The organism is Micromonospora sp. MGP-C2, assembly GCF_057766525.1.
This window is the reverse complement of record NZ_JBYMEN010000002.1, coordinates 4,459,188-4,480,285: the sequence shown is the minus strand read 5'-3', so window position 1 is coordinate 4,480,285 and position 21,098 is coordinate 4,459,188. Positions and strand designations below refer to the sequence as shown.

At 70.1% G+C, this 21,098-nt stretch carries 20 protein-coding genes; 6 read left to right on the top strand and 14 right to left on the bottom strand.

The window, feature by feature from the left end; all coding sequences use genetic code 11:
• Positions 1-54: 54 nt before the first annotated feature.
• Positions 55-798: an enoyl-CoA hydratase/isomerase family protein gene (locus AC3CF1_RS20540; RefSeq protein ID WP_488451057.1), complete on the bottom strand. Its 744-nt coding sequence runs from the start codon at positions 796-798 to the stop codon at positions 55-57.
• 52 nt (positions 799-850) lie between these two features.
• Positions 851-1,708 (bottom strand): 3-hydroxyacyl-CoA dehydrogenase family protein, encoded by an 858-nt coding sequence (locus tag AC3CF1_RS20535; RefSeq protein ID WP_488451056.1) that lies wholly within the window; start codon positions 1,706-1,708, stop codon positions 851-853.
• A gap of 175 nt (positions 1,709-1,883) precedes the next feature.
• Here AC3CF1_RS20535 and AC3CF1_RS20530 point away from each other — a divergent pair, with 175 nt between their 5' ends.
• Entirely contained in the window at positions 1,884-2,171 is a 288-nt protein-coding gene (locus AC3CF1_RS20530) for a hypothetical protein (protein WP_088950954.1), read from the top strand.
• Between the two features lie 50 nt (positions 2,172-2,221).
• Here AC3CF1_RS20530 and AC3CF1_RS20525 read toward each other — a convergent pair whose 3' ends face one another.
• On the bottom strand, positions 2,222-3,001 hold the full coding sequence (locus tag AC3CF1_RS20525; RefSeq protein WP_354982111.1) for a class I SAM-dependent methyltransferase: 780 nt from the start codon (positions 2,999-3,001) through the stop codon (positions 2,222-2,224).
• 54 nt (positions 3,002-3,055) lie between these two features.
• Between AC3CF1_RS20525 and AC3CF1_RS20520 the strand changes: the two genes are divergently transcribed.
• Positions 3,056-3,445, top strand: a complete 390-nt coding sequence (locus tag AC3CF1_RS20520) for a PPOX class F420-dependent oxidoreductase (RefSeq protein ID WP_088950953.1) — start codon at positions 3,056-3,058, stop codon at positions 3,443-3,445.
• Positions 3,446-3,529: 84 nt separating this feature from the next.
• On the opposite strand, the gene AC3CF1_RS20515 is transcribed toward AC3CF1_RS20520, so the two are convergent.
• Together AC3CF1_RS20515 and AC3CF1_RS20510 are read right to left on the bottom strand one after the other, a co-directional pair.
• On the bottom strand, positions 3,530-3,739 hold the full coding sequence (locus AC3CF1_RS20515; protein ID WP_007073996.1) for a BldC family transcriptional regulator: 210 nt from the start codon (positions 3,737-3,739) through the stop codon (positions 3,530-3,532).
• 251 nt (positions 3,740-3,990) lie between these two features.
• Positions 3,991-4,830 carry a DUF8083 family protein gene (locus tag AC3CF1_RS20510; protein ID WP_488451055.1) on the bottom strand — a complete coding sequence of 280 codons (840 nt, stop codon included), beginning with the start codon at positions 4,828-4,830 and terminating at the stop codon, positions 3,991-3,993.
• Positions 4,831-5,023: 193 nt separating this feature from the next.
• On the opposite strand from AC3CF1_RS20510, the gene AC3CF1_RS20505 reads away from it, so the two are divergent.
• Both AC3CF1_RS20505 and AC3CF1_RS20500 read left to right on the top strand, forming a co-directional pair.
• Positions 5,024-6,106, top strand: a complete 1,083-nt coding sequence (locus AC3CF1_RS20505; RefSeq protein WP_355160206.1) for a Glu/Leu/Phe/Val family dehydrogenase — start codon at positions 5,024-5,026, stop codon at positions 6,104-6,106.
• A 303-nt stretch (positions 6,107-6,409) separates the two neighbouring features.
• Positions 6,410-6,625 (top strand): DUF3073 domain-containing protein, encoded by a 216-nt coding sequence (locus tag AC3CF1_RS20500; RefSeq protein WP_088950951.1) that lies wholly within the window; start codon positions 6,410-6,412, stop codon positions 6,623-6,625.
• A 137-nt stretch (positions 6,626-6,762) separates the two neighbouring features.
• Here AC3CF1_RS20500 and amcA read toward each other — a convergent pair whose 3' ends face one another.
• The 5 genes from amcA to AC3CF1_RS20475 all read right to left on the bottom strand — a co-directional run bounded on the left by amcA (position 6,763) and on the right by AC3CF1_RS20475 (position 11,432).
• Positions 6,763-6,990 (bottom strand): multiple cyclophane-containing RiPP AmcA, encoded by a 228-nt coding sequence (gene amcA / locus AC3CF1_RS20495; RefSeq protein WP_088950950.1) that lies wholly within the window; start codon positions 6,988-6,990, stop codon positions 6,763-6,765.
• Complete coding sequence (amcB, locus tag AC3CF1_RS20490) at positions 6,971-8,062, bottom strand: cyclophane-forming radical SAM peptide maturase AmcB (RefSeq protein ID WP_354982226.1); 1,092 nt, start codon at positions 8,060-8,062, stop codon at positions 6,971-6,973. The genes amcA and amcB overlap by 20 nt, the downstream gene beginning before the upstream one ends.
• A gap of 126 nt (positions 8,063-8,188) precedes the next feature.
• Positions 8,189-9,343, bottom strand: coding sequence for a phosphoribosylformylglycinamidine cyclo-ligase (gene purM, locus AC3CF1_RS20485; RefSeq protein ID WP_141912148.1), 1,155 nt, complete (start codon positions 9,341-9,343; stop codon positions 8,189-8,191).
• A gap of 59 nt (positions 9,344-9,402) precedes the next feature.
• Positions 9,403-10,941 carry an amidophosphoribosyltransferase gene (purF, locus tag AC3CF1_RS20480; RefSeq protein WP_088950947.1) on the bottom strand — a complete coding sequence of 513 codons (1,539 nt, stop codon included), beginning with the start codon at positions 10,939-10,941 and terminating at the stop codon, positions 9,403-9,405.
• Between the two features lie 167 nt (positions 10,942-11,108).
• The gene (locus tag AC3CF1_RS20475; protein WP_355160215.1) at positions 11,109-11,432 is read right to left on the bottom strand and encodes a sterol carrier family protein; all 324 of its coding nucleotides are present in this window, start codon (positions 11,430-11,432) and stop codon (positions 11,109-11,111) included.
• A 346-nt stretch (positions 11,433-11,778) separates the two neighbouring features.
• Between AC3CF1_RS20475 and AC3CF1_RS20470 the strand changes: the two genes are divergently transcribed.
• Both AC3CF1_RS20470 and AC3CF1_RS20465 read left to right on the top strand, forming a co-directional pair.
• Complete coding sequence (locus AC3CF1_RS20470) at positions 11,779-13,677, top strand: carboxypeptidase-like regulatory domain-containing protein (protein ID WP_435794499.1); 1,899 nt, start codon at positions 11,779-11,781, stop codon at positions 13,675-13,677.
• Positions 13,678-13,909: 232 nt separating this feature from the next.
• A complete protein-coding gene (locus tag AC3CF1_RS20465; protein ID WP_488451054.1) occupies positions 13,910-16,456 on the top strand; it encodes an NPP1 family protein in 2,547 nt (848 codons plus the stop codon).
• A gap of 73 nt (positions 16,457-16,529) precedes the next feature.
• Here the strand turns inward: AC3CF1_RS20465 and AC3CF1_RS20460 are convergent, their stop codons facing one another.
• From AC3CF1_RS20460 to purS, 4 genes are all read right to left on the bottom strand, one after another.
• Positions 16,530-17,285, bottom strand: coding sequence for a 2-phosphosulfolactate phosphatase (locus tag AC3CF1_RS20460; protein ID WP_488452111.1), 756 nt, complete (start codon positions 17,283-17,285; stop codon positions 16,530-16,532).
• A gap of 4 nt (positions 17,286-17,289) precedes the next feature.
• On the bottom strand, positions 17,290-19,959 hold the full coding sequence (purL, locus tag AC3CF1_RS20455; protein ID WP_088950945.1) for a phosphoribosylformylglycinamidine synthase subunit PurL: 2,670 nt from the start codon (positions 19,957-19,959) through the stop codon (positions 17,290-17,292).
• 67 nt (positions 19,960-20,026) lie between these two features.
• Positions 20,027-20,710, bottom strand: a complete 684-nt coding sequence (gene purQ / locus AC3CF1_RS20450; RefSeq protein ID WP_088950944.1) for a phosphoribosylformylglycinamidine synthase subunit PurQ — start codon at positions 20,708-20,710, stop codon at positions 20,027-20,029.
• A complete protein-coding gene (purS, locus tag AC3CF1_RS20445; protein WP_030491392.1) occupies positions 20,707-20,970 on the bottom strand; it encodes a phosphoribosylformylglycinamidine synthase subunit PurS in 264 nt (87 codons plus the stop codon). Before purS ends, purQ begins: the two co-directional genes overlap by 4 nt.
• Between the last annotated feature and the right edge of the window lie 128 nt (positions 20,971-21,098).

Here is a 21,098-nt window from a genome sequence, read left to right as displayed (position 1 = left end):
GGCAAACGAAGGCCGCACCGGCGCTCGCCGGTGCGGCCGTTTCGTCTCCAGGAGTCACCGCGGCCGGCGGCGCTCCAGGAACTCGGTCATCCGCCGGTGCTTCTCCTCGTCCTCGAAGAGCACCGCCTGACTGACCAGGTCGAGCTGCGGATGCGCGGCGGCGGGCGCGTCGACCGCGAGCTTGGTCAGCCGCAGCGCCAGCGGCGAACCCAGGGCGATCTCGTCCAGCAGCGCGTGCGCCACCGTCAGCAACTCGTCGGGCTCATCCACCACCCGGTTCACCAGGCCGATCCGCAGCGCCTCCGCGGCGTCCACCCGCCGGCCCGTGAAGAGCAGCTCCTTGGCCCGGCCCTCACCGACCAACGCGGGCAGCCGGTGGGTCGCGCCAGCGCCGGCCAGGATGCCCAACCGCACCTCCGGCTGACCGAAGACCGCCCGCGCCGTGCACACCCGCAGATCGCAGGCGTACGCCAGCTCCGCGCCACCGCCCATCGCCGGGCCGTCGACGGCGGCGACGGTGGGCATCGGCAACGCCCTGATCCGGGCGAAGGCAGCGGAGTTGATCGCGGCGAGGGCGTCGGTGCGGCCCCGTTCACGCAGTTGGCCGATGTCGGCGCCACCGGCGAAGATGCCCGCCGCGCCACCGGTGAGCAGCAGCAGTCGGGGACGCGCCTCCAGCTCGGCGCAGACCTGGTGCAGCTCGGCGATCAGCTCGGCGTCGATGGCGTTGCGCTTCTCCGGCCGGTCCAGGGTGACCACCAGCCGGTCCGGCCGCTCCTCGATCCGCAGCCCGCTCACTGCGCCCACCTTCCGTTCGCGACTGCGGGGCTCGCAAGCTCACTCCTCGCGCTCACTGCTTGACCCCGGCTTTCCACTGGTAGAAGCCCTGCCCCGACTTCTTGCCCAGCCGCCCGTCGGCCACCATCTCCACGAGCAGGGGCGGCGGTGCGAAGCGGTCGCCGTACGCGGCCTGGAGGGTGCGGGCGATGTCCAGCCGCACGTCGAGGCCGACCAGGTCGGTGAGTTCCAACGGCCCGATCGGGTGCCGGTAGCCCAGCACCATCGCCTTGTCGATGTCGGCAGGGCTGGCCACCCCGTCGGCGACCATCCGGATCGCCTCCAGCCCGAGGGTGACCCCGAGCCGTGAGGTGGCGAAGCCGGGCAGGTCGCGTACGACGACGGGGTCCTTGCCCAACCGGCCGGCGAGCGCGACGGCCGCGGCCGTGGTCTCCTCGGCGGTGGCCGGGCCGACCACGATCTCCAGCAGGGCCATCGCCCAGACCGGGTTGAAGAAGTGCAGGCCGAGGAAGCGCTCGGGCGCGTCCAGCCCAGCGGCCAGCTCACCGATGGCGATGCTGGAGGTGTTGCTGCCCAGCAGCGCGGGGCGCAGCGCGGCGGCGTCCCGCAGCACTGCCCGCTTCTCCTCGAGCCGCTCCGGCACCGCCTCCACGATCACCTCGGGGGCGGGAGCGACGTCGGCGAGCGTGGGACGCAGCGTGACCCGCTGCCGGTTCGCGGCGGCCTCGTCGGCGCTCAGCTTCCCGCGCTGCACCGCCCGCTCCCACAGGTCGGCGAGCCGGTTCAGCGCGGAGGCGCCCCGCTCGAGGTCCACCTCGACCAACTCCACGGCGTGACCGGCCCCGGCCGCCACGTACGCGATGCCGAGCCCCATCGTGCCGGCACCGACGACCACGAAACGATCGCTCATCACGCCTCCCTGTCCCGCCTGTCGGCGCGCGGGGTCCCCGCCACGCCGACCGGGGTGTTCCGCCCGCTCCGCTCGCTCATGGTGCGACCCTAGACAGCTCGACGACCCGGCTCATGCGTGGGGGAGCGCGGGATCGGGTACTGACGGCCCGTCAACCGAGGGAAGGACCACCGAGATGAGCCAGGCACCGGAGAGCGTCACTGACGGGCAGACCGTGGAGACCCGGGGCGACGAGCGGGTCGAGCTGCTGCGCGCCGACACCAACAACGACGGCAAGACCGACGTGTGGGTGGTGGACACCGACGGCGACGGCAAGGCGGACCTGTTCCAGTTCGACACCGACGGTGACGGCAAGGTGGACATCACCATGGTCGACATCGACGAGGACGGCCAGCCGGACGAGGTGGTCGACGGCGACGGCGGTCTGCCGCCCGAGCAGCTTCCCCCGACCGTCCAGGTCTGAGCCGTACGACGGCCCCTGTCCTCCGTGATGCGGAGCGCGGGGGCCGTCGCTCAGTCGGCGCGCCGCAGGGTGGCCAGGTAGTAGGGCTTGTCGCGGTCGTCCACATCGGTCAACCGCCAGCCGGTGCCGTGCACCAGCGAGGCGAACTCCTCCGCCGAGCAGACCAGATAGTCGAACCATTCGGTGCTCAGCTCCCGGTAGCGCAACCGGAGCCGGAGCTGACCGCCGAGCCGACCCCGACTGCGGTTGCGCTCGTGATAGCTCGTGTGCACCGGGTCACGGGTGCCGTACGGGTCGGTGCCGTGCGCGATGATCTGCGCCCCCGGTCGGGCCAGCGCGGCGAGCGCGGCCAGGAACACCGGGGCACGCTCCCGCCCCTCGAACAGCCCGAGGTTGTTGCCGAGCAGCAGGAACGTGTCGTAACGCTGCCCGTCCGCGACATGCGTGTCGACGGTGCCGTGCACCAGCTGCCGGACGCCGCGGCGTCGACTCACGGCCAGCGCGCCCGCGGAGGTGTCCAGCCCGGTGACCGGTACGCCGCGCTCCTGGAGCAGCAGGGCGATCCGCCCGGCGCCGGTGCCGACGTCCAGCGTTTCGCCGCGGGCCCGGTCCACCGCGCGGTGGTCGTACGGCTGCCAGTCCTGCGGACCGTCCAGATAGTGGGCCGCCGGCGCGCCGTTGATCAGACCGTCGTCCCGCTCGATGATCTCGATGACCGGCCGGGGCAGGCGCCCACCGACCAGGGGTCGAGGGCCCACCCCGCTGGCCACCGCGAGCGTGTCCCGCAGCAGTTCGCCGACCACGTCACCGATTCGAGGCTCAACCGTCACGACGTTCACGCTATCTGTCCACTCAGCGGCCGGTAGCGGCCGTATCCTGGCGGCGTGACCATGCTGGACCGGCTGTCGGCCGAGAAGTACATCCTGCTCACGACCTTCCGCAAGGACGGTCGGGCGGTGCCGACCCCCGTCTGGGCGGTACGAGATGGCGAGGCGTTGGCTGTCTGGACCCGGGCCGACTCGGGCAAGGTGAAGCGGATCCGCCACAACGGTGAGGTGACTGTGGCCCCGTGCGACGTGCGGGGGCGGCCACACGGGGCGGAGGTGCCAGCCCACGCGACGATCTACGGCAACGGCGACACCGGTCGGGTACGGGACCTGCTCAAGCACAAGTACCGCCTGATCGGTCGACTCAGCCTGCTCGGCAGCCGGCTGCGGCGCGGCGAGGGCGGCACTGTCGGCATCCGGGTGACGCTGGCCGAGACGCGGCGCTGAGACGCAGCGGCGGCGGCCACTGAGGACATGGAAAGGGGCGGCGGATCGAGATCCACCGCCCCTGACCGGAAAACTATTGCCGCTTCAGTCGCCCTGCCGCTGCTGCGGGATCTGACCCTGCAACAGCGCCCTGACCTCCGACTCGCGGTATCGACGGTGGCCACCCAGGGTGCGGATGGCACTGAGCTTGCCAGCCTTTGCCCACCGGGTCACCGTCTTCGGGTCGACACGGAACATCGACGCCACCTCGGCCGGCGTGAGTAGCGGCTCTGGTTCGTGCGTTCGCGATGCCATCGGTCACTCCTCCACATGTATAGACATCGGCCGGGGTCCCGCCGGCCGACGCGTCTCCCATGGTCCGGCTAGTCCCCGATGTCCGACATGGGCCGAACGGATGAAGGTCCCTAGACGGACGGATGAACCATGCCCGATTTTTACGACTTTTACACGGCAGAAAGTACCTTATTCGGACTCATGATCACGGTTCGTGATGCGTCAACTACGAGCACACCTCACCTTGGGAGCGCTCCTCGGGCGATATGCCCCTAGTTGCACCGCTCCAGCAGCTGCACGGCACGCCACCGGGCCACCAACGTGTCGTACGCGGCGGACGCCTCCTCGGCCTCACCGCGCGACAGCCCCGCGAGGCCGGTGGCGACCAACTCGGGCGAGTCGTCCGCGGTGAGGGTCTCGTCGGAGAGCAGGTCGACCAGGCCGCCGTAGTCCAGCTCGACCACCGAACGCGGATGGAACTCCTCCAGCCAGCGCGCCGCCTCCTCCACCGCCTCGGTGATCGGAGCCTCGCCCACCGACTTGCGCAGCACCGACAGCGCCCGTGAGGACCGGCGACGGGCCTTGGAGATCTCGGTCCGGTAGCGCAGCGCCCGCCGGCCCGGCTGGGTGACCAGGTCCCGCTCGGCCGGCTCGAAGAGCACGAACCACCGCAGAGGCACCCCCCAGGTGGCGATCTGCTCGTGCACCCGGGGCACCCCGTGCTCCAGCACCCGGGCCCCGCTGCGCCAGTCGTCGACGACCGCCCTGGCCTGGCCTGCGAGCACCGGCGGCACGAAGGCGTCGGCGAGCACCGAGGGCACCCCGTCCCGAGCGCTGAGCGCCGCCTCAGCGACCCGGATCCGCAGGTTCCACGGGCAGACCAGCAGGCTGTCGTCCGTCTCCAGGACGTACGCCTCCTCCGGCAGGTCCGGCAGCCGGGTCCAGCCCGCGCCCAGCGCCTCGATCACCGCCGTCCGCTGTCGGCCGGGCCCCTCGACCGGGGCCACCGCCCGCCCCTCGGACACGTAGCGGCGCCAGTAGCTCTGCCAGTCCCGGTCGAAGGCGGTCAACGGTTCGTACACGCGCAGGTAAGAAGCGAAGAGCGACGGCACGGCGCGATCCTCCCACGAACCACAGCCGTATGAGGTCAGCGGCCGGACCACGCGCGCCGCAACGTGGGACGGCGGCGGCGCGTCGAGCGTCTCCAGGGCGGCCGATACTAGGCTCGATCTCACCGGCAGCATCCCCGCCGGGGTCCACCAGGTCCGCGTCCCACAAGGACGCACACCACTCCAGGAGCCAACCATGGGCGTATTCGCGAGCACCGACGATCCGGTATCGACCGGTCACGAACAGGTCGTCTTCTGCCAGGACAAGCAGAGCGGCCTGAAGGCGATCATCGGGATCTACTCCACCGCGCTGGGGCCGGCGCTCGGCGGCACCCGCTTCTACCCGTACGCCAGCGAGGACGACGCCCTCGCCGATGTGCTCGACCTGTCCCGTGGGATGGCGTACAAGAACGCGCTCGCCGGGCTGGACCTGGGCGGTGGCAAGGCCGTCATCTGGGGTGATCCCGAGCAGATCAAGAGCGAGGCGCTGCTGCGCGCGTACGGTCGCTTCGTGGAGTCGCTGGGCGGTCGCTACTACACCGCGTGCGACGTCGGCACCTACGTGGCGGACATGGACGTCGTGGCACGGGAGACCCGCTACGTGACCGGACGCAGCGTGGAGCACGGCGGCGCCGGCGACTCGTCGATCCTCACCGCCTGGGGTGTCTTCCAGGGCATGCGGGCCGCCGCCGAGCACGTCTGGGGCACCCCGAGCCTGCGTGGCCGCCGGGTCGGCGTCGCCGGTCTGGGCAAGGTCGGCAAATACCTCACCGGCCACCTGCTGGAGGACGGCGCCGAGGTGGTCGCCACCGACGTCAACCCGAAGGCGCTGGCCTGGGTTCGCAGCAACCACCCGCAGGTCACGCTGATGGACGACGCCAGCGCGCTGGTTGCCGCGGACATCGACGTGTACGCGCCGTGCGCGCTGGGCGGCGCGCTGAACGACGACACCGTGCCGGCGCTGCGCGCCAAGGTGGTGACCGGTGCGGCGAACAACCAGCTCGCCCACCCGGGCATCGAGAAGCTGCTGGCCGACCGGGGCATCCTCTACACGCCGGACTACGTGGTCAACGCCGGCGGTGTGATCCAGGTCGCCGACGAGATCGAGGGCTTCAACTTCGACCGGGCGAAGCTGCGGGCAACCCGGATCTACGACACCACCCGGGAGATCCTGGGCCTGGCCGACGCCGAGGGCGTGCCACCAGCGGTCGCCGCGGACCGGCTGGCCGAGCGCCGGATGGCGGAGGTCGGCCGACTGCGGTCGATCCACCTGCGCTGAGCATTCCCCGGAGGCGGATCGACGGGATCCGCCTCCGGGCCCCCCGTGCCGGCGCGGCTCGGTAGGCTGAGGGCCGGATCGAATTTTGATGCGGTTTGTCCGGCGTCACGGGCGCTAACCGTTCCGCTCCTTACCCGGTACACTGGGTGACGGCCGGATCGACGCGACGCGCAGAGCCGGCTGACGGTAACCCGAGGTGCCGAACGGTGGCATCCCCATGTACCGTAAGAGCCACGAGAGATGCCTGACGTCATCGGGGCCCGCCTTCGGGCTGCCCCGCATTCTGTGCGAGGGGGTCGAGCCATGGGGCGCGGCCGTGCTAAGGCCAAGCAGACAAAGGTGGCCCGGGAGTTGAAGTACCACTCCCCGAACACCGACCTCACCGCCTTGCAGCGCGAACTGGCGGGTGCTGGTAAGTCTGAGCACCACTTCGACGACGACTCTAAAGAGTTCGTCGACGACGATGATGAGGATCACGCGGACGACGATCCGGATCCCTGGGTCCGTCCGGCCCGCTGACCTCTCGACGCAGCTGAGCACGCGGTGATACCCGCGTGCTCACGCACGTCCCGTGCAGGTTCAGCTGCCGACGATCAGGGGCCTGACCCGACCGGAGTTAATCCGGCCGCTCGACAGGCCCCTGTTCACGGCTCCCGTCAGCGCGGGCGGTTGTTCCAGTTGTAGAAGGTCGGGATGTTCTCGAAGTGGTTCCAGGCGCAGACCGCGCTGGCACCATCGCCGCCCGACACCTCCGAGCGCAGCCGCCTGGCGTCCTCCGCCTCCTGCAGCAGCGCGACGAGCGCAGGGGCCGCCTCCCGCACCCGCTCGTTGACTCCGTCATCCGCCTCGCGCTCAGGCCGCCGGTTACTGGTGCTCTCGGGCATGCTCCAACACTCCATCCAATAGGCGGATCTTGCTGTTTCGGCAGTGCTCGGTCTCCGTACCGTCAAAACGCCCCAGCTCGAAGTAGCGGTTGGCCGCGTGGCCACCGCCACAGAAGCCGAAGTAGGGGCAGGACACCCGACAGGCCTCCACCCCGGCCAGGAACTCCCCCACCCACGGGGTCGCCGCCGCTCCGCCGAGAATCTCCGCCAGCGGAGCGTGCAGGACGTTGCCGCTGCTGAAATCGCCGTAGCGCGGGTCGGTGAAGCCCGCCAACTCCGGGGACAGCACGGTCACCGAGCCGTCGTGACCGATGGTCGGGATCGGGTCCAGTTGGCGGGGCAGCACCCCGTCAGCCGAGTTGTCGAGGACCGCCGCGGCGTAGCGCAACGTCCACTCGACCTCGCGGAGGTGGATCCGGGGGTCACGGCGCCACGCCGCGACCAGCTCCGCCCAGAACGCGGTCACCGCCGAGGAGTCGTGGCGGTTGTCCCGGGTGTTGACCCCCTCGGTCTCCTCGATGTTGATGCCCAGCACATCGCAGCCCAGTTCGAGGAAGTAGTCGTACAGCTCGGTGGCGAGCCCCGGGCCCGGCTGGGACACCACGGCCAGGGCGGAGAAGGGCAGACCATGACGGCGCAGCGCCGCGACGCCGCGCAGGATCCGGTCGTACGCCGGCTGGCCGCCCCGGTTGACCCGGTCGCCGTTGCGGGCCCGCGGCCCGTCGACGCTCACGCTCACCCGCATCTCGTGCCGGGCGAAGAAGTCACACCAGTCGTCGTCGATCAGCGTGGCGTTGGTCTGCACGTGATGCTCGACCTCGGGGTCGAACGGCGCCATCAGGTCGGCCAGGTGCTCCCGGCCGGCCGCCAACGGCTCGCCGCCGTGCCACACCACGGAGAACCGGCCGGCCGCCGCCCACGGGTTGACCGCCGCCGCCACCGCCTCGGCCACCGCCACCGACATCCGCTGGTCGGTGGCACGAAACGGCAGGTAGCAGTACGCGCAGTCGAGGTTGCACAGGGTGGTGGGCTGCATGACGACGTACGACGGGACGGTGGAAAGACCCCGCATCCCGCTGAACGACTGTCCCCGAGCAGCCATCGCCCTCCTCCGCCAAGCCTGAGCCCTTCAGGCTAGGTGGCATAGGCCACTCGGGTGAAGCCCTGATCAGGTGCCCGTACGATCACCGGAACGTGATCATCCTCGGGTGTGCTGACCAACCATCTGCACGTTGCCGGTGCCCTCGATGATCTCGCCGGCCTGCCAGGCCTCGACCCCACGGCCGGTCAGCGTGGCCAGCGCCCGGTCGGCGTCCTCGGCCGACACGATCGCGAACATGCCGACACCCATGTTGAAGGTCGACTCCATGTCCTGGTCGTCGATCCGACCCTTCGACTGGATCAGGTCGAAGATCGGCTGCGGCTTCCAGGTGGAGCGGTTGACCACAGCGTCGACGTGCTCGGGCAGAACCCGGACCAGGTTGCCGGGGATGCCGCCACCGGTGATGTGGGACAGCGCCCGCACCTCCGCCTCGGCGATCAGCTTGAGGCAGTCCTTGGCGTAGATCTTGGTCGGGGTGAGCAGCTCCTCACCGAGGGTCCGCTGCCGACCGAAGTCGTCGATCACGATGTCCAGGCGCATCCGGGCCGCGCCGAGCAGCACGTGCCGGACCAGCGAGTAGCCGTTGGAGTGCAGACCGGAGGAGCGCATGGCGATCACCACGTCGCCCACCTCGACCCGGTCCGGGCTGAGGATGTCCGCCTCCTCGACCACGCCGACACCGGTCGCGGAGATGTCGTACTCGTCCGGGCGCAGCACACCGGGGTGCTCGGCGGTCTCCCCGCCCAGCAACGCGCAGCCGGCGTAACGGCAGCCGTCGGCGATGCCCGCCCCGATCTCGGCGACCTTGTCCGGAACGACCTCGCCGGTGGCGATGTAGTCGAGCAGGAACAGCGGCTCGGCGCCGCAGGCCACCAGGTCGTCCACGACCATGGCCACCAGGTCGATGCCGACCGTGTCGTGGATGTCCATCTGCTGAGCGATCACCAGCTTGGTGCCCACACCATCGGTGGAGGACGCCAGGATCGGGCTCTTGTACTTCTTCGTGTCCAGCCGGAACAGGCCAGCGAACCCGCCCAGGTCACCCATCACCTCGGGCCGGCGGGTCTGGCGCACCTTCGACTTGAGCAACTCCACCGCGCGGTCGCCCGCGTCGATCGAGACCCCGGCATCGGCGTACGAGACCGAGCGTTTGCGCGCCTGACGGCCAGCGCCGGCCGTCCAGGGCTGACGGTCGCCGCCGGCGCCGGTCGGGCTGCTTCCTGCGCCGTTGCGCTCGGACACGTGCGTCACGGTTCTCCCCTTTGGTTCTCGGTGCCGCGCCGGCGGTGGCCGGGCCGCGCCGGTTGGTGCTACGGGCGGTTTGCGGTAACGCCACCCGGAGTGGCGACGAACGAGCCGTTGGTGTGCGGGGCCTCCGGCGCCGAGTTGGCGACCCGTCGGCCCACCCCTTCGAGCACGTGCTTGCCGATCAGGTTGCCGGCCGGCAGCTCGATCGGGTACTCCCCATCGAAACACGCCCGACACAGCCTGGTCTTCGGCTGCTCGGTCGCGGCGATCAGGCCAGGAAGCGAGACGTAACCCAGCGTGTCGGCGCCGATGGAGCGCCGGATGCCGTCGTTGTCCAACCCGTTGGCCAGCAGTTCCGCCCGGGTGGCGAAGTCGATGCCGTAGAAACACGGCCAGCTGACCGGTGGCGAGGAGATCCGGACGTGCACCTCCAGCGCCCCCGCCTCACGCAACATCCGCACGATGGCGCGCTGGGTGTTGCCGCGCACGATCGAGTCGTCCACGACCACCAACCGCTTGCCCCGGACGTTCTCCCGCAGCGGGTTGAGCTTGAGCCGGATGCCGAGCTGCCGCAGGGTCTGCGACGGCTGGATGAAGGTGCGCCCCACGTACGGGTTCTTCATCAGGCCGGCGCCGTAGGTGATGCCGGACGCCTCCGCGTAGCCGATCGCGGCCGGGGTGCCCGACTCGGGCACCGGGATCACCAGGTCGGCCTCGACCGGGTGCTCCTTGGCCAACTGCCGGCCGATCTGCACCCGCGCCGAGTGGACGTTGCGCCCGGCGATCGTGGCGTCCGGGCGGGCGATGTAGACGTACTCGAAGAGACAGCCCTTCGGCTCCGGCGCCGCGAACCGGGTGGAGCGCAGGCCGTTCTCGTCGATCGCGATCAGCTCGCCCGGCTCGACCTCGCGCACCACGCTGGCACCGACGATGTCCAGTGCGGCGGTCTCACTGGCCACCACCCAGCCGCGCTCCAGGCGGCCGAGCACCAGCGGGCGGACGCCGTGCGGATCGCGGGCCGCGTAGAGGGTCGACTCGTCCATGAAGACGAAGCTGAACGCGCCACGCAGCTGCGGCAGCACCTCCAGTGCGGCCGCCTCGACCGACAGATCCGGTCGGCTGGCGAGCAGCATCGTCACCAGGGAGGTGTCGTTGGTCGAACCGTCCGCGACGAGGCCGCGCTCGGCGACCTCCTTCTCCAGCTCGGCGGTGTTGACCAGGTTGCCGTTGTGAGCCAGCGCGATGGTCGTGCCGGAGGTGGTCGACCGGATCGTCGGCTGGGCGTTCTCCCAGTTCGATGCGCCGGTGGTGGAGTAGCGGGCGTGCCCGATGGCCAGATGGCCGCGCAGGCTCGCCAGGGTGGGCTCGTCGAAGACCTGGGCCACCAGCCCGAGGTCCTTGTAGACCACCACGCCGGAGCCATCGCTCACCGCGATGCCCGCCGCCTCCTGGCCGCGGTGCTGCAGGGCGTAGAGGCCGAAGTAGGTCAGATTGGCAACCTCTTCGCCGGGGGCCCAGACGCCGAAGACGCCACAGGCATCCTGGGGGCCAGGTCGTTGGGGGTCAAGGTCGTGGCTCAGCCGGCCGTCGCCTCGGGGCACCTACCGCTCCCTCATGCTGGTCTGGACCGGCCGGGCGGGATCACGGGCGGATCCACACTTCTCTGCCGGGACCACTGTCGTCGCCTGACAGTGTACGCGAATCGCCGTCAATACAGATAGTCACGATTCCTGCGCAGGCCGTCACCGTGAGTGGGACTCGGAGATAATTAGAGGGGCAGATACTCCGAGAGATCCGCACGGACACCGCTCATCTGGACGCGACCTTCGGCGACCGCCTCGACCCAGCCGATCCTCCCGGTCGCCAACCGCAACCAGGTGTCGGGAGCCATCTCGACGACGTTTGGTGGGTTTCCCCTGGTGTGTCGAGGTCCGGGTACGCACTGGATCGCCCCGTATGGTGGGACGCGCACCTCCACCGATCGGCCGGGGGCGCGCTCCGCGAGGACGGCCAACAACGACCGGACCGCCTCTCGGAACACCGGCCGTTCGGGCGTACGCCCCTCGTCGAGCGCCAACAACGCCGCCGTCACGGCAGCGGACTTACTGTGCGGAGAGGACACGACGGGACGATACGACCCGCAGGCCAACTACCTGACGCTGGCCCTGGGTCGCGCCGATCCGGTCGGACAAGGCATAGTTGCCGACGGCGTATCTGAACCGTGATGATCCCCGGCCCGGCGCCCCGCCGGTCAGAGGAAGTCAGCCCGGAAGGCGGTGGACGTGTCAACACACCGACGTGCCTGGAAGCAGCGGGCCGGTGTGGTCGTAGCGCTGGTTGCCGGCGCTCTGCTCGCCGTCCCCGCCACACCAGCTATGGCCGCAGATGTCGAAGTTTCCCCCGGCTCCGTCACCGTAAACGCCGGAAGCGATGCCACGGTGACCGTGCGCGTCACTCCCGGTGACAACGACCGGAAGGCGAAGATCGGCCTGTCCGGTCTGCCGTCGGGCGTCAGCTGCGCCAGCGGCTGCGGCGACGTCGATTTCCCCGGTCTGGGCAACCCCCAAGCCAGGTCGGTGCTGGTCAGGATCGCGGCCAACGACAACGCCGGCGACGCGACAGCGACCGTCACGGTGGCCGTCGAGGCCGATTCGGGCCCGGACACCGCCACCGTCGCGCTGACGGTCAAGGGCAAGGCCGCGGCTCCGCCACCGACCAAGCAGACCGTGCAGTCGGTCTCCGGCAAGGTGGTCTCGCAGGCCGACAGCAAGGCCGTGCCCAACGCGGTGGTCATGCTGCTGGACAGCACCGGCAAGACCTTCGACACCACCAGCGACGGCAGCGGCAACTTCCGCTTCACCGGCACCACGGCCAACCCGATCGCACCGGGCCGGATCGACCTGGGTGCGACCTTCGACAACGTCGTGGCCCGGAAGACCATCAACGCCGCCGCCGGGCAGTCCATCACCGGGCAGCGGATCAGCCTCGCGATCAAGGTCGAGGTGACGCCCAGCGCCACGCCGTCAGCCAGCACCGAGGCCACCCCCACCGAGGAGGCGACCGACGAGGGCGCCGAGGACCAGGCCTCCGAGGACGCCAGCCCAGGTGCCGCGGCGAACGCCTCGAACAACGAGGACAGCGGCGGCGGCATGGGTTCTTACCTGATCATTCTGCTCGGCGGTCTTCTCGTGGCCGCCGGCGTCGGCACGATCGTGCTGCTCTGGATGAAGCGCAGGGAGAACGGCGGCGACGACGACGCCCCTGCGGCGGCTGGCGGTGGTCCGGTCCCACCTGCGCGGGGCGGTTTCCGTGGCGCCGAAGCGACCCGGGTGGTCGGCGGACGGCCCGGCGGCGGGGCGGACCCGACCATGGTCGGCGGCGCGGCGCTGAGCGATGCGCCGACGATGATGCACCGCCCGGTGGTCGACGACGTTCCGCCGGATCCGTACGCCGCGCCTGCACAGGCGTACGGCGGTGCGGGCCAGCAGGGCTGGGGCGGCGCCGGTTACGGCGACGAGCCAGCACCGGGCGGGTACGGCGCAGGCGGGTACGGCAACGCGCCCGCCTCGGGTGGCGGCTACGGCAACGCGCCTGCCTCCGGTGGCGGCTACGGCACTCCGGCAGGTCCCGAAGGCGCTTACGGCGCTGGCGCGGCCGGTGACGGCTACGGCGCCGCGCCCGGCTCCGGCGCTGGCTATGGCGGCGCACCGGCCTACGGCAACGCTCCGGCCTCCGGCGGCGGCTACGGCAGCCGTGACTACACCGCGCCGGCCGGGACTGCTGCCTACCCGCCGGCTCCCGCTGGCGGAGCGGCCTACGGCGAACGGTACGACGAGCCGACCGGCCGGTACACCGGCGACAACACCCAGTACCCGGCTCCGGCCGACCCGTACGCGACCGGCGTCTACCAGCCCGAGCAGGGGCAGGGCTACGGCCAGCCGGACCCGGCCCCGTACGGCGGCGGCCGGGCTGCGGAGCCAGCAGGCGGCTACGGCCAGCAGACCAGCGCGTACGACCAGGGCGGCTACGGCCAGCAGACCGGCGGCTACGAGCAGGGCGGCGGCTACGGGCAGGAAGCCCCACAGCGCGGCGGCTACGGGCAGGAAGCCCCACAGCAGCGCGGCGGCGGCTACGACGACCGGGGCTACGACCAGGGCGGCTACGGCAGCAGCCAGCAGGCCGGCGGTTACGAGCAGGGTGGTGGCTACGGCCAGGAGCCCCCGCAGCCCGGCGGCTACGACAACCGGGGCTACGACCAGCAGGGCGGGCGGGCCCGGCCGGACACCCCCCCGCCGACCGAGCGGGGCGGCCGACGCCTCGACTGGCTGGACGACTGATCGGGCGACCTCCCCCGACCTCCAACGACGAGAGCGGCTGCCCGGTCGGGCAGCCGCTCTCTCTGCATGGGAGGGCGTCGCCTCGCCGTAAGCCGGGGTACCAGGGGGCCTGGACCGGGCCTAGTGGAGGTTTATTAATTTAAATCTATCGTTGACAGGGCAGGCCTGTCGTGGAAGAACTGTCTCAAGATCCCCGAGAGACAGGTGTACCCCTTTGTCGGATTCTTCCCCCGTGGTCGACGCAGCACGACCACCGGTTCTCCCCGACCTTCAGCGAGGCAGGGGCCGCCAGCTCCCCCGCCGCCCGCGCGCCCTGCTCGCCGCCGCGACAGCGATCGTCCTGGCGACGTTCAGTGTCCTTGTCCCGGCTTCCCCTGCCGCCGCCGCTAACGGCAACCCACCGACCGCACTTCCGGAAAATGCCACCGAGGCTGACCTGAAGTGGCAGCCGGTCCTCAGCTACGACGGAAACAGCTGCTACAACGTCCCGGCCATCGGGCAGAACGGCAACAATCCCGAGCTGGCCGAGGGCCTCGACGAGAACGGCAACGATAGCTGCCGTGACGAGGCGGACCTGCGAAACACCAACACCTATTCCAGGCAACGGTGCAACTCCGGCTGGTGCGCCTACCTCTACGACTACTACTTCGAGAAGGACTTCGGCACTGGCGGTCACCGCCACGACTGGGAACACGTCGTGGTCTGGGTCCAGGGCGATGAGGCCAAGTACGTGTCGACGTCGGCCCACGGCGGCTACTTTCGCTGGCCGGCCGATTACATTCAATGGGAGGGCAACCACCCCAAGATCGTTTACGACCAGGACGACACATTCACCCACGTCTTCCGCCCAGCCAGAGCGGGCGAACAGCCCCAGAACCACCACCAGGAATGGAAGAGATCACCCCTGATCTCCTACAACGGTCTAGAGGATAGGTATCGCACGGCGCTGTTCGACCATAATTTCGATAAAGCGTCGATTGCGCTCAAAGATCCCAACTTCGCAGGTGACCTCGAAAAGGCAATGCCCAAAAGGGATGTATGCCCCATACCGCCGATCCCCTGCCACGATGAATACAAACCACCCGCCTTCTCGTTCGATTACGACCTCGACGAGGGTTCGCCCGGTACGCCGCCGGGCCCTCCCGTCCCCGGCCCTGCTCCGACCGGCACCGTCAGGGTGATGGTGGTGGGTGATTCGATGAGTCAGGGTGACGAGGGCGACTGGACCTGGCGTTACCGGCTGTCGGAGTGGTTCAGGGAACAGGGCGTGGACGCTGAGTTCGTTGGCCCCTATAAGGGCACCGTGCCGGCCCGGGCACCCGGACGCAAACCGCCAACTCTGCAAGGGCAATTACCCGAGCCTGAGGATAAGTCGACACGTTTCGACGGCAAGTACGACCAGCGAATGAGCTTCGACGATGACGAACACTTCGCGATGTGGGGCCAGCAGGCAGCGGTTGCCAAGAGCCTGATCCAGTACGAGGTGCGGCAGCAGAAGCCTGACCTTATCCTGCTCGGCCTGGGCTTCAACGATCTGGGCTGGTTCGTCAGCGACGCCCAGGGGACCCTGGACAGCACGAAAACGTTGGTCGACGAAGCCCGCAAAGCCAATCCCAACATCAAGCTCGCGATAGCCAACGTTCCGCAACGCACCCTGCTGGGCGGCAACGAACAACTACCCGACAAAACCAATGACTACAACTCCCGGCTGGCCCAGGCGATCCCGACCTGGCACACCGACCAGTCACCAGTGAAGCTAGTCAAGTGGCGCGAAAACTACGAATGCGGACCGACCAGCTGCCCCGCCGGCTACGACGGACTGCACCCCAACGCCAGAGGCGAATACCAAATCGCCCGAGCATTCACCGAAACGCTGCACAACGACTTCGGATACGGCACCAAACCCCTCGACATCCCCACCACCATCCCCAACCGACCCACCCCCACACCCGACGGAGTCACCGCCGGCGAAGGCCCTCAAGGCGTCACCGTCAACTGGAACAAGGTCTTCGGCGCTCACGGATACACCGTCCGCTCCCGGATGGTCGGCACCACCACCTGGAACGAATCCCGCGTACAAGCCAACCGCCACGAAACCCTCTCCGTCAAAGGCCTGACCTGGGAATACCAGGTCCGCACCGACAACGGCGACACCGACGACCAAAAATCCGCCTGGTCACCCACCAGAACCGCGACAGCCAACCCGACAGCACCCCCCGGACCCACCGGAATCATCACCCAGCCCACCGCCACCGGCTTCACCATCACCTGGGGCGTACCCACCAACCCGGGCGCCATCGAACGCTACGAAGTCATCTACTGGGACCAGGACACCCCCAACGCCATCCTCTCCAGCACCGGCATCAAAGGCTTCTCCGCCCGCATCGACAACCTCAAACCCAACCACCGCTACATCATCGCGGTAGCCAGCTGGAACACCACCGGCTCCGGCGTCCCCAACAACGCACGCCCCATCAGGGTCGGCACCACAACCCCCACCGCACCCACCGGCCTACAAATCAACCCCCTCGACGCCAACACCGTCCAACTCACCTGGACCAAAAACGACACAGCCGCCGGCTACCGCGTCTGGACCCGCGACCTCACCAACGGCAGCCCCCTGACCCCAAGCGAACAAACATTCACCGAACCCACCCACGGCATCGCCTACCTAACCTCAGGATTCTGGAACTACGAATACTGCGTCACCTCCATCAACGGCACCCTCGAATCAGCCCGAACCACCTGCCAAACACCCAAACGACCAACCGGCAACTGACCACCACACCCTGACCAACCAAAGCTGAGCCCCGGAACCGAACCACGGCTCCGGGGCTCAGCCCGTTGAACGCCTATGCGGCGGAGAAGACTCCCTGGCTCAGCACCGGGACGACCGCCGACACACCCACCTGGACGGCGACGTCCACGTCCTCGGCGAAACCACTCTCGGTCAGCTCGCGTCCGGAGACGCTGCCGCGTACCGCGGCGGGCACGTCCGGAGTGCTGGCCAGGGCGGCGAGCGCCATGGCCGCCTCCACGGACAGCCCACCCGGCACGCCGGAGAGAGCGTCCAGCACGGAGGCGGCGCCGAGTTGGTCCTCCACCGACGGGCGCAGCGAGCCGTCCGGCCACCGCTCCCCCGAGGCGATCACGCCGATCGGGGCGTCGACTGTGCCGTACCCCTGGCGGCGCAGCCAACGCCCGATGGCGGGTGCGTTGCGCAGACACGCCGCGACCACCGGCAGGCCGGTGGCGCTGGCGGCGGCGCTGATGGCGGAGCCGTTGGGTGAGGGCAGGACTAGGTCCGCCACCACCGGCGCGGTGCTCAGTGCGGCGGGCGACAGCGACCACGGGTGGTCGGCCGTCACCTGCCGGCGGCCCACCGCGGCCACCGCGCCGACCCGCACCGCGTAGTCCGCGGCCTGTTCACCCCAGGGGAACGGGTGCACCCGCATGCCACGGGCGACCGCCACCTCCACCGAGGTGGTGAACGACAGGACGTCCACCACCACCAGTGCCGCGCAGACCCGTCCGAGCTCGGCCGCCCCGGTCAGCCCCCAGTCGAACCGGGCACCGGAACCGGGTTGGCCGTGGACGGCGGCCGCCAACGCCTCAGCGCTCGTCAGGCGACGGCTCGGCGACACCGGGGTCAGACTCGGCGGCGGTGCCCGGCTGCTCCGACTCGATCGGCTCGACGGCACCGGTCTGCGGGACCGGCCCGAACGAGGCGATCGGCTCGGAGACCACCTCCGCGGGATCGACCGGCTCGGCCTCCGCGACCGGCAGCGGGACGGCCTCGACCGCACCCGCCACGCCGGCGGCCGGCGCGGGCACCTCGACGGCGGCGGCACCCCCGAAGAGGCGCGGCAGCGTCTCGGTGTGCGCGGTACGCAGCTCGTCCAGGCTGATCCGGAACTGGCCGTGCACCTCCAGCGCGCCGCCGGACGGGTCGGTGACACCGATCAGCTCGAACGGCACCCCCCGCTCGGCGCAGAGCGCCGCGAACGCCTTGTCGTGGCCCCGCGGCACCGAGACCAGCGCCCGGGTGGCGGACTCACTGAACAGGTAGACGAACGGCATCGAGCCCTCGGCGAACTGCTCCGGCACCGCGACCCGTGCACCGACGCCACGCCGCAGGCAGGACTCGACCAGGCTCTGGGCGAGACCACCGTCAGAGAGGTCGTGCGCGGAGGCCAGGTGACCGACCCGGGCCGCCTCGGCCAGCAGCTCGGCGAGCGCCTTCTCCCGGGCGAGGTTGACCTGCGGCGGGATGCCACCGAGGTGCTCGTGCGTCACCCAGGCCCACTCCGAGCCGGACAGCTCCACGTTCGTCTCGCCGAGCAGGTAGAGCTGGTCGTGGTCGCCACCGGCGCGCGGCACGAAGCCCATCGGCACCCGGTCGGCGACGTTGTCCAGCACGCCCAGCACACCGACCACCGGGGTCGGGTGGATGGCCGCCGCGCCGGTCTGGTTGTAGAAGCTGACGTTGCCGCCGGTCACCGGGATGCCCAGCTCCAGGCAGCCGTCCGCCAGGCCGCGGACGGCCTCGGCGAACTGCCACATGACGCCCGGGTCCTCCGGGGAGCCGAAGTTGAGGCAGTCGGTGACGGCGATCGGCTTCGCGCCGGTCACCGCCACGTTCCGGTACGCCTCGGCCAGGGCCAGCTTGGTGCCGTTGTACGGGTCGAGCCTGGCGTACCGGCCGTTGCCGTCAACCGACAGGGCCACACCCAACCCGGTCCGCTCGTCGATCCGGATCACGCCGCCGTCCTCCGGCTGGGCGAGCACCGTGTTGCCCAGCACGTAGCGGTCGTACTGCTCGGTGACCCAGGTCTTGTCGGCGAGGTTCGGCGACGCGATCATGCGCAGAACGGTCTCCCGCAGTGCCTCCGGGTCGGCCGGGCGGGGCAGCGTCTCGGCCCGGTCGGCCTGGAGCAGGATCAGGTCGGCCGGCTCACGCATCGGCCGGGCGTAAACCGGACCGTCGTCGACCAGCGAACCCGGCGGCACGTCGACGACCAGGTGGTCCTGCCAGGTGATCAGCAGTCGACCCGGGCTGCCGTCCGGCTCCGGTGCGGTGACCTCACCGATCGCGGTGGCGAGAACGCCCCACTTCTCGCAGGTCTTGAGCACCGCGTCGAGCTTCTCCGGCTCGACGACCAGCAGCATCCGCTCCTGCGACTCGCTGGCCAGGATCTCGTGCGGGTCCATCGAGGGCTCGCGCAGCGGCACCCGCTCCAGCCAGACCCGCATGCCGGTGCCGGCCGCGGCGGCGGTCTCGGTGAGCGCGCAGGTCAGGCCGGCGCCGCCGAGGTCCTGAATGCCGACGACCAGTTGGCCGTCGTACAGCTCGAGGCACGCCTCGATCAGCAGCTTCTCGATGAACGGGTCGCCGACCTGCACGGCGGGTCGACGTGCCTCGCTGCCCTCGTCGAAGGTCGCGCTGGCCAGCACCGACACGCCGCCGATGCCGTCCCGGCCGGTCTTGGCGCCCATCAGAACGACAACGTTGCCCGGGCCGGCGGCGGCCTTGTTCTGCAGCCGCTCGACCGGCAACACGCCCAGGCAGAGCGCGTTGAGCAGCGGATTGCCCTGGTAGGAGGGGTCGAAGACCAGCTCACCACCGATGTTGGGCAGGCCGAGGCAGTTGCCGTAGCCGCCAACGCCGGCAACCACGCCGGTGAGCACGCGGGCGGTGTCCGGGTGGTCAGCGGCACCGAAGCGCAGCGGGTCCATCACCGCGATCGGGCGGGCGCCCATGGCGAGGATGTCCCGGACGATGCCGCCGACGCCGGTGGCCGCACCCTGGTACGGCTCGACGAAGCTGGGGTGGTTGTGCGACTCGACCTTGAAGGTCACCGCCAGCTCGTCGGAGATCTGCACGACACCGGCGTTCTCACCGATGCCGGCGAGCATCCGGTCGCTGGGCGGGGCCTTCTCGCCGAACTGGCGCAGGTGCACCTTGCTCGACTTGTAGGAGCAGTGCTCGCTCCACATGATCGAGTACATCGCGAGCTCGGACTGCGTGGGCCGGCGGCCGAGGATCTGCCGGATCCGGTCGTACTCGTCGTCGCGCAGACCAAGCTCGGTGTACGGCTGAAGCTCGCCCGGGGTGCCGTCGGCGCGCGGAACGGTGTCCACGCCCTCGGTCCAGACGGCGGGAGCCGGCTGGGCGGGGGCGGTGGCCGGTGCCACGGGCTGCGCCAGGCTGGGCTCCGCCGGCTGCGACGGAGCGGAGTACGCCTCCGGTGTGTCGCGTACCGGGTCCGGATGGGTGGTCATGACCTCTCCTCGCTGCGCTCGTGCCCGCCAGACCGGCGGTTGAGCAGACCGATGATCGTGTCGCCGGTCACGCCGGCGCCCCCACCAGGTGCTTGAGGACCGACGTGAAGAACCCGAGGCCGTCCAGCGAAGGACCGGTGAGCGCCTCCACCGCGTGCTCGGGGTGCGGCATGATGCCCACCACGTTGCCGGCGGCGTTGGTGATCGCGGCGATGTCGCGCATCGACCCGTTGGGGTTGCCGCCGACGTAACGGGCGACCACCCGACCCTCGGCTTCGAGCTGATCCAGCGTCGCGGTGTCCGCGACGTAGCAGCCCTCGCCGTTCTTGACCGGGATGAGCACCTCCTGGCCGGGCTGGAACGCGTTGGTCCACGCGGTGCCGGCCGACTCGATGCGCAGGACCTGGTCCCGGTTACGGAAGTGCAGGTGCTGGTTGCGGGTGAGCGCGCCGGGCAGCAGGTGCGCCTCGCACAGGATCTGGAAGCCGTTGCAGATGCCGAGCACCGGCAGACCGCCCTGAGCGGCGTCCACGATCGTCTCCATCACCGGGGCGAACCGGGCGATGGCGCCGCAGCGCAGGTAGTCACCGTAGGAGAAGCCACCGGGCAGAACGACCGCGTCGACGCCGTGCAGCTGCGGGTCGCCGTGCCAGAGCCGGACCGGCTCAGCGCCGGCGATCCGGACCGCTCGGGCCGCGTCCCCGTCGTCGAGCGAGCCAGGGAAGGTGACCACACCGACCCGGGCGGTCACGAGCGGGCGTCCGCGGTCTCGTCGGCCTCGACCAGGCGGACGGTGAAGTCCTCGATGACCGGGTTGGCGAGCAGCTTGTCGGCAATCTCCCGAGCGCGGTCCAGGTCCGGTTCACCGGTGAACTCGATCTCGATCCGCCTGCCGATCCGAACCGAGGCGACGTCACCGACGCCGAGCCGGGGCAGCGCGTTTGCGACGGCCTGGCCCTGCGGATCGAGGATCTCGGGCTTGAGCATGACGTCGACGACGACGCGAGGCACTGGGCACTCCTGACTGTGTACGCAGTTGGGTGCCGACCCACAACGGGCGAGCGCAGCCAGCGTACCTGGCAGATACGGCCACGGACGCACCGGCCGGCTGCAGTTCAAGCAGTGATCAACATTACTGG

Coding starts and splice junctions, on each gene's coding strand:
- purL (WP_088950945.1), bottom strand. CDS start 19,959: ATGACCACCCATCCGGACCCGGTACGCGACACACCGGAGGCGTACTCC.
- AC3CF1_RS20505 (WP_355160206.1), top strand. CDS start 5,024: ATGGGCGTATTCGCGAGCACCGACGATCCGGTATCGACCGGTCACGAA.
- AC3CF1_RS20515 (WP_007073996.1), bottom strand. CDS start 3,739: ATGGCATCGCGAACGCACGAACCAGAGCCGCTACTCACGCCGGCCGAG.
- AC3CF1_RS20535 (WP_488451056.1), bottom strand. CDS start 1,708: ATGAGCGATCGTTTCGTGGTCGTCGGTGCCGGCACGATGGGGCTCGGC.
- amcB (WP_354982226.1), bottom strand. CDS start 8,062: ATGCGGGGTCTTTCCACCGTCCCGTCGTACGTCGTCATGCAGCCCACC.
- AC3CF1_RS20530 (WP_088950954.1), top strand. CDS start 1,884: ATGAGCCAGGCACCGGAGAGCGTCACTGACGGGCAGACCGTGGAGACC.
- amcA (WP_088950950.1), bottom strand. CDS start 6,990: ATGCCCGAGAGCACCAGTAACCGGCGGCCTGAGCGCGAGGCGGATGAC.
- AC3CF1_RS20500 (WP_088950951.1), top strand. CDS start 6,410: ATGGGGCGCGGCCGTGCTAAGGCCAAGCAGACAAAGGTGGCCCGGGAG.